Source organism: Parerythrobacter jejuensis, from assembly GCF_039536765.1.
Classification (GTDB): domain Bacteria; phylum Pseudomonadota; class Alphaproteobacteria; order Sphingomonadales; family Sphingomonadaceae; genus Parerythrobacter; species Parerythrobacter jejuensis.
Window position 1 is genome coordinate 366,622 of sequence record NZ_BAAAZF010000001.1, and the last position, 14,088, is coordinate 380,709.

11 protein-coding genes are annotated in these 14,088 nt (G+C 58.4%); 7 read left to right on the plus strand and 4 right to left on the minus strand.

Annotation, left to right across the window (positions count from 1 at the left end; genetic code table 11):
* Positions 1–5: 5 nt before the first annotated feature.
* Positions 6–1,052 carry a zinc-binding dehydrogenase gene (locus ABD653_RS01760; protein WP_160779569.1) on the minus strand — a complete coding sequence of 349 codons (1,047 nt, stop codon included), beginning with the start codon at positions 1,050–1,052 and terminating at the stop codon, positions 6–8.
* Between the two features lie 101 nt (positions 1,053–1,153).
* Here ABD653_RS01760 and ABD653_RS01765 point away from each other — a divergent pair, with 101 nt between their 5' ends.
* The 3 genes from ABD653_RS01765 (at position 1,154) to ABD653_RS01775 (ending at position 5,048) form a co-directional block, all read left to right on the plus strand.
* Positions 1,154–1,750 carry a hypothetical protein gene (locus tag ABD653_RS01765; protein ID WP_160779570.1) on the plus strand — a complete coding sequence of 199 codons (597 nt, stop codon included), beginning with the start codon at positions 1,154–1,156 and terminating at the stop codon, positions 1,748–1,750.
* A 110-nt stretch (positions 1,751–1,860) separates the two neighbouring features.
* Entirely contained in the window at positions 1,861–3,660 is a 1,800-nt protein-coding gene (locus ABD653_RS01770; RefSeq protein ID WP_199801128.1) for an SLC13 family permease, read from the plus strand.
* Positions 3,661–3,722: 62 nt separating this feature from the next.
* Positions 3,723–5,048 carry an amidohydrolase gene (locus ABD653_RS01775; RefSeq protein WP_160779571.1) on the plus strand — a complete coding sequence of 442 codons (1,326 nt, stop codon included), beginning with the start codon at positions 3,723–3,725 and terminating at the stop codon, positions 5,046–5,048.
* 8 nt (positions 5,049–5,056) lie between these two features.
* Here the strand turns inward: ABD653_RS01775 and ABD653_RS01780 are convergent, their stop codons facing one another.
* From ABD653_RS01780 to ABD653_RS01790, 3 genes are all read right to left on the minus strand, one after another.
* Complete coding sequence (locus ABD653_RS01780; RefSeq protein WP_160779572.1) at positions 5,057–5,584, minus strand: hypothetical protein; 528 nt, start codon at positions 5,582–5,584, stop codon at positions 5,057–5,059.
* Between the two features lie 153 nt (positions 5,585–5,737).
* The gene (locus tag ABD653_RS01785) at positions 5,738–5,911 is read right to left on the minus strand and encodes a hypothetical protein (protein WP_199801129.1); all 174 of its coding nucleotides are present in this window, start codon (positions 5,909–5,911) and stop codon (positions 5,738–5,740) included.
* An 11-nt stretch (positions 5,912–5,922) separates the two neighbouring features.
* Complete coding sequence (locus tag ABD653_RS01790; RefSeq protein ID WP_160779573.1) at positions 5,923–7,521, minus strand: isocitrate lyase; 1,599 nt, start codon at positions 7,519–7,521, stop codon at positions 5,923–5,925.
* 148 nt (positions 7,522–7,669) lie between these two features.
* Between ABD653_RS01790 and ABD653_RS01795 the strand changes: the two genes are divergently transcribed.
* The 4 genes from ABD653_RS01795 to prsR all read left to right on the plus strand — a co-directional run bounded on the left by ABD653_RS01795 (position 7,670) and on the right by prsR (position 14,058).
* Complete coding sequence (locus ABD653_RS01795; protein WP_160779574.1) at positions 7,670–9,049, plus strand: helix-turn-helix domain-containing protein; 1,380 nt, start codon at positions 7,670–7,672, stop codon at positions 9,047–9,049.
* A 151-nt stretch (positions 9,050–9,200) separates the two neighbouring features.
* Positions 9,201–10,586 (plus strand): TIGR03013 family XrtA/PEP-CTERM system glycosyltransferase, encoded by a 1,386-nt coding sequence (locus ABD653_RS01800; RefSeq protein WP_160780449.1) that lies wholly within the window; start codon positions 9,201–9,203, stop codon positions 10,584–10,586.
* On the plus strand, positions 10,586–12,694 hold the full coding sequence (prsK, locus tag ABD653_RS01805) for an XrtA/PEP-CTERM system histidine kinase PrsK (protein ID WP_325065401.1): 2,109 nt from the start codon (positions 10,586–10,588) through the stop codon (positions 12,692–12,694). Before ABD653_RS01800 ends, prsK begins: the two co-directional genes overlap by 1 nt.
* Positions 12,694–14,058, plus strand: a complete 1,365-nt coding sequence (gene prsR / locus ABD653_RS01810; RefSeq protein ID WP_160779575.1) for a PEP-CTERM-box response regulator transcription factor — start codon at positions 12,694–12,696, stop codon at positions 14,056–14,058. Before prsK ends, prsR begins: the two co-directional genes overlap by 1 nt.
* Positions 14,059–14,088 lie beyond the last annotated feature (30 nt).

Consider the following 14,088-nt stretch of genomic DNA (forward strand, 5'->3'; position numbering starts at 1 on the left):
CCCTTTCAAACATCCAGTCTGACCTTGATTACACCGTCGTCGCGGCTGTCGAACAGACGATAGGCTTCGGCGCCCTCGTCCAGCCCGAACTCATGGCTGAACAGGCTTGTTGCCTTGATCCTGCCATCGCGGACCAATGGGATCAGGTGGGGCCAGGTGGCAGTGACATTGCAGATGCCGCCGCGCGCCGTGACATTCTTGAACATCAGCAGTGGCATGGACAGGGCATCGTCCGGCTGCGGTATGCCGACGAAGCTGACATTCCCGCCATGGGCAACCAGTGGCAAGACTGCAGCTATTGCTCCGCTGGCCCCTGAAGCTTCGAACACCGATTGCACATTTCGGCCGCCGGTCATTTCGCGGACCGTCGGGATGAGCTCTGCCCCTGGTTCGAGAGCGATGGCACCCAGCTTCTCGGCCATGACGCGCCGTTCGGCGACCGGATCGATAGCAAAGACTTGTGCGGCGCCGAGCAAAAGCGCGAGCTCGACACCGATCAGGCCGATTGGGCCCAAGCCGACAACGGCCACAGTTCCACCGGGCTTCGGTTCGGCACGGGTCAGGCCGAAATAGGCAGTCGCCATAGCATCGGTGAGAAGGAGGGACTGTTCAACCGTAAGCCCATCCATCGAATGCAACGTCAGGTCGGCATTGGGAATGTTGACCAGCTCGGCTTGCCCACCCTGAAGCCCTGGCCCGATCCCGAATGCTGTCGAATGGACGCATCCGATCGGGTTGCCGACGCGGCACGCACTGCATTGACCGCAACCGGTGCCTCCTGCCGAGAGAACTTTGTCGCCCACCTTGTGGGTGTGCACATCACGACCAACCTCGACGACCTCGCCCACGAATTCATGTCCGCAGCAGAATTTGGGTGCATCACCCCCGTAATCCGTGCTTCCGATGGCATCGCCATGATACATGTGCAGGTCCGAGCCGCAGATCGAGCAACTGGAGACCTGCAGGATTGCACTGTTGGGAGAGCGCAGTTCAGGGTCTGCGTATTCCTCGTAACGGATGTCGCGCGGGCCGTTGAAGACGAGTGCTTTCATTTGATGTAACCTTTGTTCGCATTCTGGCGAATGTACCGCTCAGGAGCTGCGCGTCTATGGGGGATGCGGGCCCATACCCGTTCAATTCTGGGGACTGCATCATGACCTACACTTCGCGCGGCGCCGTGACCGCCGTTTCGCTTGCTCTTTTGGCTACCGTGGCGACGCAACTGTTCTACGTCGGTGTAATCTCTGGAATGGAAGATGGTAACTTTCTTCGCCGCATCGTCTGGACCACCGAAATGGCCATGTTCACCTTGGTCGCCGTTGCTGCATTGCCTTTGGCTAATGGTCGCGGTCCCAACACACTGGCCTGGTCTGCCGTAGCAATTTCCGGGATCATGAACGTCATCCAGGTCGGCATGGGGCTTTCCGAATTTCCCCAAGCTATGGAATCGCCGGACGGGCAAGTCTTCCAGACAGTACTCAACGGCGCGTTCTTCCTTTACTTCCACGCCAAGGCGTTGGTCGGTCTGGCCGCTATCGGGCTCGGGCTCGCAGCATTGCAAGGCGGGACCACACTTGGCAAAGTGCTCGGCGGCCTTTCGATTCTGGCTGGACTGGCCGCAGCAGGCCTCAACTTGTTGGGCATGGCGAACGGCATGGAAATGACATTCCCGGCCGGTGCCGCAGGAACTGCTGCGACTGCGTTGCTGGCTCTGACGGCGCTGACAGTTCTGCGCAACAGGTACGACTAATTGTTGCATTAGAGGGCGGGGCTCGCACCCTAAGGGTGGGCTCCGCCAAACATTTGCTTGCGAATAGTAATTGCCTAATGGCCCGGGATGCCGTTATTCCCTGAGCCAGCATGATCGCCGCTCCTTCATTCCATGCGATAGCCGCGATGATAGTGACGATCGCGATGTTTATCGGCTTCGCTCGCGGCAGGCTCTCGACCGAAATTGTTTCCCTACTTACCATCGCGGTTATCGCGGTCGGGCTCTATTTCTTTCCGCTTGCCGGCACCAAGCCAACCGATGGCCTTGCGCTCGCATTTTCCGGGTTTGGTCACTACGCGCTGATTACCATCTGTGCGCTGATGATTATGGGCCGGGGTCTGGTCGTTACCGGCGCGCTGGAACCTGTGGCGCGGTTCCTCGAGAAGGTATTCAAATACAATATCCAGCTTGGCCTGTTGGTCAGCCTGTTGTTGGCGTTCTTCCTGTCCATGGGCGTGAACGACACGCCGGTGCTGGTCCTGCTCCTACCGATTTTCGTAACGCTAGCGGCACGAGGGGCCCTGCCGGCTTCCAAGACCCTGATCCCCCTCAATGCGGCCGTTCTGATCGGCGGCATGGCGACAACGATCGGCACATCGACCAATATTCTCGTTGTCTCGATCGCGATGGATCTGGGCATGCCCCAAATGGGCGTGTTCCATTATACGCCGATCGTCCTCGTCGCAGGGGCCATAGCGTTGCCATATCTCTGGTTGGTGATGCCGCGACTGCTGGGAGACAACCGGACCGAAGACAATCACCAGACCCGTCGCTTTTTCTCGCGGTTGCGAGTTGGCGAAGAATCCGAATTGGTCGGGCAGGACATTGCATCCTTACTCAAGATCCTCCCTGAAGGGATCACTTTCCACGATAAGACCGAGGGTGCGATTACCGCGCAACAACGCTTGTTGATCTCGGGTACGCATGATGCGTTGGAAGAAGCGATGCGAGTGATTGGTGGGGAGGTTGCTCCGATCTGGGTGATCGACAAGATCCGCCGCAAATCACGCGAAGTCGGTCAGGATATCGGCGTTGTCGAAATGACGGTGACGCCCGATTCCCGCCTCATCAACCGCACCATGCCGACCTCCGGCGTCGCCGATCTCTATGGTGTTGCGGTGTTGGGCATCCACCGTCCGGACCGGATCGTGGGTGATCGCGAGCATTATAGCGAAGGCGGTGACCTGCGCATTGCAGAGGGTGATGTATTCCTGGTGATGGGTTTGCCAGCCGACCTACAGGAATTCGCACGCTCGGACAGCCTCCTCCAGCTGGAGGGGATGCGCGAACTGCCGCGCCGGTCCAAGGCCTGGCTGTCCGCTGCCATTATGCTTGGCTCGGTTGGCACAGCATCTATCGGCCTGTTCCCGATTGCCATTTCGGCGTTGGCCGGTGCGATCCTGATGTTCGTGACCGGTTGCGTGAAGTTTGACCGAGTGGGCAGGGCGCTTTCGGCAAAGGTAATTGTGCTGGTCGCGGCCAGTATCGCGATCGGGCGGATTATCGACGATAGTGGCGCAGCGGAATGGCTGGGGCAGGTTATGGCTTATGGCCTGCAATTCCTCGCCCCTGCAGCCGTGCTCGCGGCGATCATGCTGTTCGTGACATTGCTGACGAATTTTGCATCAAATGCGACAGCTGCCACGGTCGGCACGCCCATTGCTTTCAGCATCGCGTCCCAGCTGGGCTTGCCGCCCGAACCTTTGATCCTCGCCGTGCTGTTCGGTTGCAACCTGTGTTATGCCACCCCGATTGCATACCAGACCAATATGCTGATCATGGCCGAGGGGTCCTATGAATTCAAAGACTACATCCGCACCGGCGTGCCGTTGGTGTTGCTGATGGTCACGACACTTTCGATCCTGTTGGTCATTACCTACGGCATGTAAGAAGCTGGATCATTGGCTTAAGAGAAAAAGCGCTGCTGGAGCAGTGCGGGGAGAGGCAAAAGATGAAGAACTGGATTGGACTTGGGGTTGTGTCGGCTCTCGCCATTGCCATGCCTGCACAGGCGAACGATCTGCGTGAGGCACTGTCCGAAGACATGCCAGGACTGATGGAGCTATATCGTGATCTGCATGCCAATCCGGAACTAAGCTTCGAAGAAGTCGAAACTGCCAAGAAGCTTGCCATCCGCGCGCGCGAATTGGGTTTCGATGTCACCGAGGGGGTCGGAAAGACGGGTGTCGTCGCAGTTATGCGGAACGGCGATGGCCCCACCGTTATGCTGCGCGCGGATATGGATGGCCTGCCGGTGGTCGAACAGACGGGGCTGCCCTATGCCTCCAAACGCATTGCGACGCCTGCGTCGGGTGTCGAAACCGGTGTCATGCATGCCTGCGGGCACGATACACATATGACCGCCTGGATCGGCGCGGCGCAATTGCTGGCCGAACGCAAGGATGAATGGTCAGGCACGCTTGTCATGATCCTGCAGCCGGCAGAAGAGCTAGGGCTTGGTGCGCTTGCTATGCTCGAAGACGGATTGTTCGAACGCTTTCCCAAGCCGGATTATGTCCTGGGCTTCCACGATGCGGCCCAGTTCCCGGCCGGAATGATCGGTTATTCGCCCGGCTATGCACTTGCCAATGTCGATAGTGTCGATGTGACTGTAAAAGGGATTGGCGGGCACGGGGCATACCCGCACACGACCAAGGATCCGATTGTCCTGGCGAGTGCAATCGTGATGAAGCTGCAAACCCTGGTGAGTCGGGAAAGCTCCCCGCTGGATCCTGCTGTTGTAACAGTGGGCAGTTTCCTTGCCGGTTCGAAGCACAACATCATTTCCGATGAGGCCAAGCTGCAACTGACGGTGCGGTCCTACAGCGACGAATCGCGCAAATTGCTGCTCGACGGAATTCGACGGATCGCGCGCGGGGAGGCAATTGCGGCGGGTTTGCCGGACGATAGGATGCCGGAAGTGACCGTAATCGAACCCTATACCCCCTCAACTTACAACACGCCTGAATTCACCGAGCAGGTCATGGCCGGGCTGCGCCAGCGTTTCGGCGATGACCGTGTGATGCAGGTGCCATCAGTGATGGGCGGAGAGGATTTCGGGCAGTTTTACCGCGCCGATCGCGAGAACATCGAATCGCTTATCTTTTGGGTTGGGGGCGTTCCGGAGGATGATTTCGCGGCCTCACAGCGGGGCGAGATGGAACTGCCTTCCTTGCACAGCCCGTTCTGGGCTCCGGATGCCGAGAAGGTGATTGTCACGGCAACCGAAGCGATGGCGGCTGCGACATTGGACTTGATGCCTGCAAAAGGCGGTTAAGCCGGGTTCTAGAACTCGTCCTGGTTGATTGAGCCCCGAGCGAACGGATCATTCTTTGCACCAGATCGCTGGCGCGATGCGGCACCCAGCTTTTCCAGAGCGGCTCTGCGCTGTGATGCTGTGCCTGAGAGGAAGATGTTCTTCCCGCCAGTCAGCTGGTGTCGCATTTCTGTCGAGAGCGCGAACCATTCTTCCTCGGTCAGGCCAACGAGTGTCCAGACTGCGGCCTCTTGCCCCGCCTTGGACGGGGCGCGCTTTGTGTTGGGAGTCAGCGTTCCCGATCCCCGGGTCGCAACCAATGGGCTGCCGAAACTGGTTTCAGGGCCGAAATTGGCCTGCGCAGGCGCCGCACCAGCACGTTGGGTGATCACCGACATACTCTCTTCGTTGGCCCGGGCCTGCGCGGCTCTTTGCTCTTCGACTTGTTGGGCAACTTCTTCGCGTACTGTCTGCTGCGCGTCCTCGTCTGCCATAAGCGCAACGCTGGCTGTCACTAGGACAGTGACAACGGCAAAATGGCGATACATCTTCGCCATGCTAATGGGCTTCTTTTTGCGGTTCCGGACCATTCCGGCGGCTTAGCAGCAGGTGGTTAATCAATCGCGAGGAGGTGCCGGACAAATAACGGCCGCCGGAAGGTTTCCCCTCCGACGGCCGTGTCTCCTCCCCAGGAGATGGTGTGCGTCGCCTTAGCTGTAATTGCCGAGGCGATGGTGCAGCGCATTGATCTTGGCCAATTCATCGCGATCCTCGATCGTCTTGGCATGGCTTTCCAATGCGCGGCGCAGCAATTTGAAATCTGCGGTGGAGAGCAGGGCGCGTGCGCGACCCGGCTCTTTGGGTGCAGTGGCGTTATCCGTCATTAGTTCTCTCCCTATGCAGCTTCGAACTGGCTCATGGTGTTGTCCTTGCCGCCGGCTTTCAGCGCGGCTTCACCGGCGAAGTATTCCTTGTGATCATCGCCAATGTCGGAACCGGCCATGTTCTGGTGCTTCACGCAAGCGATGCCCTGGCGGATCTCTTCGCGTTGTACGTTCTTTACGTAGCCCAGCATGCCTTCGTCTCCGAAGTAGCGCTTGGCCAGGTTGTCGGTGCTGAGCGCAGCCGTATGATACGTCGGTAGCGTAATCAGATGATGGAAGATGCCGGCCTGGGCTGCTGCATCACGCTGGAAGGTCCGGATGCGTTCATCGGCTTCTGCAGCCAACTCGGTATCGTCATAATCCATGCTCATCAGCTTGTCGCGATCGAACGCCGAGACATCCTTGCCGGCTTCCTGCCACGCATCGAACACCTGCTGGCGAAAGTTAAGCGTCCAGTTGAAGCTGGGCGAGTTGTTGTAGACGAGTTTGGCATTCGGGATCACTTCGCGGATCCGGTCAACCATCCCGCCGATCTGGCCGATATGAGGCTTCTCGGTTTCGATCCAGAGCAGATCAGCGCCATTTTCCAGGGCGGTGATGCAGTCCAGAACACACCGATCTTCACCGGTACCGGCACGGAACTGGTACAGGTTGGAGGGGAGACGCTTGGGCCGCAGCAGCTTGCCTTCGCGACCAAGGAAGACGTCGCCATTCTTGATGTTAGCGGGATCAATCTCTTCGCAATCGAGGAAGCTATTATACTGGTCGCCGAGATCACCTTCTTCCTTGGTCACAGCGATTTGCTTGGTCAGGCCGGCACCTAGCGAGTCTGTCCGTGCGACGATGATGCCATCCTCGACACCAAGCTCCAGGAAGGCATAGCGGATGGCACGGATCTTCTGCAGGAAGTCTTCATGCGGGACGGTCACCTTGCCATCCTGGTGGCCGCACTGCTTCTCGTCGGAAACCTGGTTCTCGATCTGAAGTGCGCAGGCGCCCGCTTCGATCATTTTCTTGGCCAGCAAGTAAGTGGCTTCCGCGTTGCCGAACCCGGCGTCGATATCGGCGATAATCGGAACAACATGCGTTTCATGGTTGTCGATCGCGGTTTCGATCCGCTTAGCTTCGACCGCGTCGCCATTGTCGCGTGCTGCATCCAGATCGCGGAACATGCCGCCCAGTTCGCGCGCATCAGCCTGCTTGAGGAATGTGTAGAGCTCCTCGATCAGGCCGGGAACCGTCGTCTTCTCGTGCATGGACTGATCGGGCAGGGGGCCGAAATCGCTGCGCAGAGCGGCGACCATCCAGCCCGAAAGGTAGAGGTAACGGCGCTTCGTATTGCCGAAATGCTTCTTGATCGAAATCATCTTCTGCTGGGCAATGAACCCGTGCCAGCAGCCGAGTGACTGCGTGTAGTTGGCTGGATCTGCATCATACGCATCCATGTCTTCGCGCATGATTTTTGCAGTGTAGCGGGCAATGTCGATGCCAGTCGGGAAGCGATTCTGGATTTGCATCCGAGCAGCCGATTCACCGTCAATGGCATTCCAGGGTGCGCCCTGGGTGCCGATGGTGTCGTTGAGCTCGTTGATCTTGGTCTGGTACGTCATGGCGAATCTCCTGAGGGGATATGGCATCGCTGCCTTCCCCACTCTGATCGCACTCGCGGCGGCAAATTGACACGAATAATTACAAACATTCTTGTCTTCTGGGAGGATTTGCGGCATCTATGCTTGTCATGTTGTCAAGAAAGTTACAATGACAGATCAATCCCTCTTTGCCGGTGCGGCACTGCGCCGGCTCCGCAAACGTGAAGGTATGACCCAGGCCGTGATGGCTGAGCGGATCGGTATATCACCTAGCTATCTCAACCTTATCGAGCGTAACCAAAGGCCGGTTTCGGCGCGGGTTATCATGCAACTGGTCGATGTGTTCGACTTCGATCCGCGGCGGCTGCGGGAAGACGAATCCATTGGCGGCATCGATGGTTTGTTCCGCCGCCTCAATGATGAGCAGTTTGCCGATTTGGGCATTGATCGTGACGAGGCCAACGAACTGCTGGCAAGTGCTCCGCAAGCAGCTGCTGCCTTCGCGCGGTTGTTCGATGCGAAGTCGAACACTGTCGAAGCGCGTTACGACCCGCTGGTCGCATCGCGGCGAGAAATTGAACGCTGGCGCAACCACTTTGCCGATCTCGACGCTGCCGCCGAGGAACTCGCTGACGAAATGCGGCTTTCCCGGGCAGATTTTGGTGCAGCGATGACCGAACGGTTGAGGGAGAAGCACCAACTTGCGATCCGTATTCTGCCGCGTGAGGTAATGCCGGATGCCAATCGCCGTCTCGATTTCCATGCGCGCCAGGTCCAATTGGCCGAGACTTTGCCGCCAGCCTCCCGCAACTTCCAGATGGCATTGCAAATTGCAGAGCTGGAACAGGGCGACGCGATTTCCGCTCTCGCTGCGGGATCGAGCTTTGAAGAAGAAACCGCTAGGCGCTTCTTCGAACGTCATTTGACAGGCTATTTCGCAGCAGCGATGATGATGCCGTATGGGCGTTTCCTGAGAGCCTGCGATGCAACCGGATACGATCTACGCGTGCTGGTCCGCAGGTTCGGCGCGAGTATTGAACAGGTGGCGCATCGGCTGACGACCCTTCAGCGGGTCGGGCAGAGAGGCTTACCTTTTTTCATGGCCCGGGTTGATCGGGCGGGGCAATTCTCGAAACGCTTTGCCGGGGCGAGTGGGACGACATTGCTGGAAAGCGAATATGGCTGCCCACTATGGAAAGCCCATCAGGCGTTTGACCAACCGGATCGCTGGCATGTCCAGGCCGTAGATTTGGAAGAGATGGCGGGCGGGCCGTCACATTGGCTGACCATGAGCCATGCGATTTCCTCGCTGGAGGGAAGCGAAGCAGGGCAGTTCTCGATCGTTCTTGGCCTTGAGGCACGCCTGGCGAAAGACCTGGCGCAAGCCCGATCGGTATCGCTGGAGGAGAATGCTGCGACGATGATCGGATTGGGCTGCGCCAGATGTCATCGCCTGGATTGCCTGCAGCGCTCGTTACCACCACGAGGGACGAGCCTACGTTTCGACCGTGTTTCCCGCGCCAAGACGCCCTTTTCCTTCGGCAATTGATCGCGGAGTCAGAATGCTCACAACGGAAACCCGGCCTTAACCATCCAGACTGCGAGACTTCGGGCGAAAATTGCTCGCTGTAAAATTTACCGACATTTCACAACTTGTCCCTAATCCGGCCCTTCATGGAAAAGGATTGCCGGACGGAACAATGATCCGCCTGTTCAAACACTATATTCCCCACGCGGTCCTGCTTCTGGGCCTGCTTGATGTTGCGTTGCTCATCCTTGCGGGCGAGATCGCATGGCAATTCCGTGCAACCCAGATCGGCATGGATCCAGGCTCGCTGGTGGAACGCTGGTGGCTGCTTGGCGGGTTTGCAGTCGTCGTGTGGACAGCCATGATCGCGGTTGGTGTCTACGGCGCCGAGGCGCTCCGCTCCATGCGCTTTGCCGGAGCACGCTTGCTGGTTGCCATCAGTCTGGGGATCATCGCGTTATCAGTGATCGAGTTTATCCTGCCAGGGGCGAACTTCTGGCGCTCCACCTTGCTCTACACCATGATCCTCACCATCGGTTTCCTGATGGCCATGCGTGTCTTGCTCAGCGGTTTGCTGGGTTCGTCTGCCTTCCGGCGCAGGGTCGTGGTACTGGGGGCCGGATCGCGGGCTGACCGCCTGCGTTCGCTGGCCCAGAGGCCAGAAAGCGGTTTCGTGATCGTGGCCTACATCGCCATGACGGAGAATCTGCGCGAAGTGCCGGAAGCGATTGTTCGCGATGCGATCCATGATTTGGGCCAATTCGTCGAAAACCTGGGCGCCAGCGAAGTTGTCCTGGCGCTTGAAGAACGGCGGAATTCGCTACCCTTGAAAGACTTGCTGCGCATCAAGACCATGGGCGTGCATGTTAATGAATTCAGCAGCTTTCTGGAACGGGAAACCGGGCGTGTTGACCTGGACACGGTCAATCCCAGCTGGCTGATTTTTTCCGATGGTTTCAGTTCGGCCCGGATGATTTCCAGCGGCGCGAAGCGCATTTTCGACATCGTCGCAAGCGGCTTGCTGCTGATCCTGACCCTGCCCATTATCGCGCTGTTCGCGGCGTTGGTGAAGATGGACAGCAAGGGTCCGGCTTTCTTCCGGCAGCCGCGTGTCGGCCTTTATGGTCAGACCTTCGACGTGATCAAACTTCGTTCCATGCGGACGGATGCCGAGAAAGACGGCGTGAAGTGGGCGACGGAGGATGATCCCCGCATCACGCGCCTCGGCAAATTTATCCGCAAGGTCCGGATCGACGAATTGCCCCAGACCTGGAGCGTGCTGAAAGGCGAGATGAGCTTTGTCGGCCCGCGTCCGGAAGTGCCACAATTCGTAACGGATCTGGAAGACAAGCTGCCCTATTATGCCGAGCGTCACATGGTGAAGCCGGGCATTACGGGTTGGGCCCAGATTAACTATCCGTATGGCGCGAGTATCGAGGATTCCCGCCACAAGCTGGAATATGATCTCTACTATGCGAAGAATTACACGCCGTTCCTTGATCTTCTGATCCTGCTGCAAACCCTGCGCGTGATCCTGTGGCCGGAAGGGGCACGGTAGTGGAGGGCGCGTCAATCTGGATGCAGGTCTCTGTGATCTTGCACATTCTGGGTGCGGTCGGTTGCGCAGCCGGAGCTATCTGGGTGGCGCAGCGGCCGGTTGCCAAACGCAGCGATCGCCTTCCCACCATCGTTGCCCTTGTACTGACCGGAGTCTGGTCAGGCATCGTCGCAGCGTTCGGCTCCTTCGCGGAAATTACTTCTCTTGCCGAGACCTGGCGCAATATGGCCTGGCTGCTGGTGATCTATCGGCTGTTTGCGAATGACGGGCGCGATCGGTCCATGGTGGCTGTGCGACCGGTAGTGCTGGCACTCGGGTTCGTGGAATGCCTCCAACCGGTATTGGTGTTCTTGAGCCGCGAGTATGCGGTCACGGCCGATCTCACGGCAATGTTCCTGCAAACTTCGGCGATGTTCCGGATCCTGCTGTCGATTGGCGCGCTGGTGTTGCTGCACAATCTCTATGTCGGTGCCAGCCGATCAACGCGCGATGTAATACGATGGAGTGCGGCAGGTATCGCCGGGTTCTGGGCCTTCGAACTGAATTTCTACGTCGTGGCCTATCTGGGCCAGCAGCCGTCGGCAGAATTCGCCGCAATGCGCGGCCTGATGGTGGCGATCATGGCAGTGCCGCTGGCAGCCGGCGCCAGCAATGGATTGGCTGGCCGCAAACTTCAGGCCAGCCGGACGGTCGCTTTCCAGACGCTCTCGCTCTTGGTCATTGGCGGGTATCTCATCGCCATGTTCGGGACGGCCCAGCTGTTCTCTCTTTGGGATGGCAATATTGGTCGTATCGCGCAGGTCGGCTTCATCGTTGCGGCTGCAACCGTGGCGTTGCTCTGGTTGCCTTCGCAACGTTTGCGGGCGCATCTTCGCGTCACTGCGCTCAAACATCTATTCCAGCACCGCTACGACTATCGCGAAGAATGGCTGCGGTTCACGCGCACGATTGGCCATGCGGAAGAAGACGTCGCGACGCTTCAGCAACGCGTAGGCAAGGCGATGGCGGACATCACCGATAGCCCGGCGGCCTTGCTGTTCCTGCCTGGTGAAGATGGTCGTTTCGAAGAAGGTGCAAATTGGAACTGGCTGCATGATGCAGCCGGTGTCGAGACTTTGCCCTCGGAACTGACTGCGAAGCTGGAGCGCGAGAATTTCGTGGTCGAGCTCGATCGGGTTCGCTCGGCCAATCGCGCTGACGAGATGTCCGAATTTGTGCCAGTTTGGCTGACCGGAGACGAGCGCTGCTGGGTTGTTGTGCCCTTGCTGCATTTCGATCGCCTGGTCGCAGTCCTGGTGCTGGCGCGGCCGCCTCTGGCGAGAAGCCTCGACTGGGAAGACTTCGACCTCCTGAAGATCGTTGCCCGCCAGCTCGCGAGCTACCTCGCCGAGCATGAGGGGCAGCAAGCTCTGATGGAGTCCGCGCAGTTCGATGATTTCAACCGGCGCATGGCTTTCGTCATGCACGACATCAAGAATCTCGCCAGCCAGCTGTCCTTGCTGGCCCGCAATGCCGAGACTCACGCCGAGAATCCCGAGTTCCGCAAGGATATGCTGGTTACGCTGCGCAGCAGTGCAGACAAGCTGAACGGCATGCTGGCGCGCTTGGGACGCTACGGCAGCCAGTCAACTGTCGATCTACAGCCGGTCGATATGGTCGAATTGGGGCAGCGATTGTCTCAGCGCTTCAGTGGGGAGCACCCTGTTTCCATGACACGCCTCGATCCCTGTACGGTTCTTGCCGACCAGGAAGGGCTGGAACAGGCACTGGTGCACTTGGTCCAGAATGCCATCGATACCAGCACGTCGGAAATGCCGGTCTATATCGACGTGTCGGCTGACGGTCTGAATGGTCGAATTGACGTGGTTGATACGGGTGACGGCATGGACGCTGAATTTGTGCGCAACCGCCTGTTCAAGCCGTTTGTGTCGTCCAAGACTGACGGGTTCGGCATCGGAGCATTCGAAGCGCGGGAAATGATCCGCGGCATGGGCGGCAGAGTCGATGTCCAGTCGCGTCCCGGACTTGGCACACGCTTTACTATCGAATTGCCGTTGGCCGAGGCTGCGCGGTTCATTGCAGCACAAGACAATCAAGAGGTCGCATAATGGCTGAAAGCAAACCCAAACTCCTGATTGTGGAAGATGATGAGGGGCTGCAGGCGCAGTTGAAATGGGCCTATGAGGATTTTGATGTCGTCATCGCGGGAAATCGCGATCAGGCATTGGCGTCGCTGCGGTCTGATGAACCTGCAGTGGTGACCCTCGATCTGGGACTGCCGCCTGATCCCGATGGCACCACCGAAGGCTTTGCAGTTCTTGACGCAATCATGGCGATCAAGCCGGATACCAAGGTGATCGTGGCATCGGGCCATGGCTCACGCGATAGTGCGTTGCAGGCGATCGCTCGTGGAGCCTATGATTTCTACCAGAAGCCGGTGAATATTGATGATCTGGGCCTGATCGTAAGGCGGGCATTCAATCTACACGCGATCGAGCAAGAGAACTTGCGCCTTGCCGACCAGGTTGGCGATGATCGCAAAGTGCTGGGCACACTCATCACCGGTGCACCTGAAATGGCGAAAGTGGCGCGCACGATCGAACGTGTGGCCAATACTGATGTGTCGGTCATGCTGTTGGGTGCCAGCGGGACCGGCAAGGAATTGCTGGCCAAGGGTTTGCATGATGCCAGCGACAGGCGTGAGGCGGCTTTCGTCGCGATTAACTGTGCAGCGATCCCGGAAAACCTGCTGGAAAGCGAGTTGTTCGGGCATGAGAAAGGCGCCTTTACAGGTGCTGTGAAGACCACCGAAGGCAAGATCGAGCAGGCTCATGGTGGCACGCTGTTCCTTGACGAGGTGGGCGACATTCCTCTGCCGCTACAGGTGAAATTGCTGCGCTTCCTTCAGGAACGCACCATCGAGCGCATTGGCGGCCGGAAACAAATCTCTGTCGACACCAGGATTGTTTGTGCAACGCACCAGGATCTGGAGGCAATGACGGGCGAGGGGACTTTCCGTGAGGACCTGTTTTATCGTCTGGCGGAGATCGTGGTGAAAATTCCCGCCCTGGCGGAGCGTCCGGGAGATGCCACGCTGCTGGCAAAGGCTTTCCTCAACCGCTTTGCAAAAGAGATGAATCCGCAAGTCAAAGGATTCGCACCCGATGCGCTTGCGGCGATCGATGGCTGGGCATGGCCGGGCAATGTCCGCGAATTGGAAAACCGGGTGAAACGCGCGGTCATCATGTCGGACGGGCGTTTGATTGGTGCTGACGATCTCGACCTCTCGCCCGAGGGGGATGAGGACGACCAGGTCCTGAACCTCAAGAGCGCACGTGAAATGGCGGATCGCCGTGTTATCCGACACGCCCTTGCGCGCAGCGAGGGGAACATCTCCAGCACCGCCAAGATGCTCGGTATTAGTCGGCCGACCTTGTATGATTTGCTCAAGCAGTATGATCTCCACGCCTGACCTTCCCCGCAGGTTCTGGCTGATTGCTGC

Coding starts and splice junctions, on each gene's coding strand:
- ABD653_RS01785 (WP_199801129.1), bottom strand. CDS start 5,911: ATGACGGATAACGCCACTGCACCCAAAGAGCCGGGTCGCGCACGCGCC.
- ABD653_RS01800 (WP_160780449.1), top strand. CDS start 9,201: ATGATCCGCCTGTTCAAACACTATATTCCCCACGCGGTCCTGCTTCTG.
- ABD653_RS01775 (WP_160779571.1), top strand. CDS start 3,723: ATGAAGAACTGGATTGGACTTGGGGTTGTGTCGGCTCTCGCCATTGCC.
- ABD653_RS01780 (WP_160779572.1), bottom strand. CDS start 5,584: ATGGCGAAGATGTATCGCCATTTTGCCGTTGTCACTGTCCTAGTGACA.
- ABD653_RS01760 (WP_160779569.1), bottom strand. CDS start 1,052: ATGAAAGCACTCGTCTTCAACGGCCCGCGCGACATCCGTTACGAGGAA.
- ABD653_RS01770 (WP_199801128.1), top strand. CDS start 1,861: ATGATCGCCGCTCCTTCATTCCATGCGATAGCCGCGATGATAGTGACG.
- prsR (WP_160779575.1), top strand. CDS start 12,694: ATGGCTGAAAGCAAACCCAAACTCCTGATTGTGGAAGATGATGAGGGG.
- ABD653_RS01765 (WP_160779570.1), top strand. CDS start 1,154: ATGACCTACACTTCGCGCGGCGCCGTGACCGCCGTTTCGCTTGCTCTT.
- ABD653_RS01795 (WP_160779574.1), top strand. CDS start 7,670: ATGACAGATCAATCCCTCTTTGCCGGTGCGGCACTGCGCCGGCTCCGC.
- ABD653_RS01790 (WP_160779573.1), bottom strand. CDS start 7,521: ATGACGTACCAGACCAAGATCAACGAGCTCAACGACACCATCGGCACC.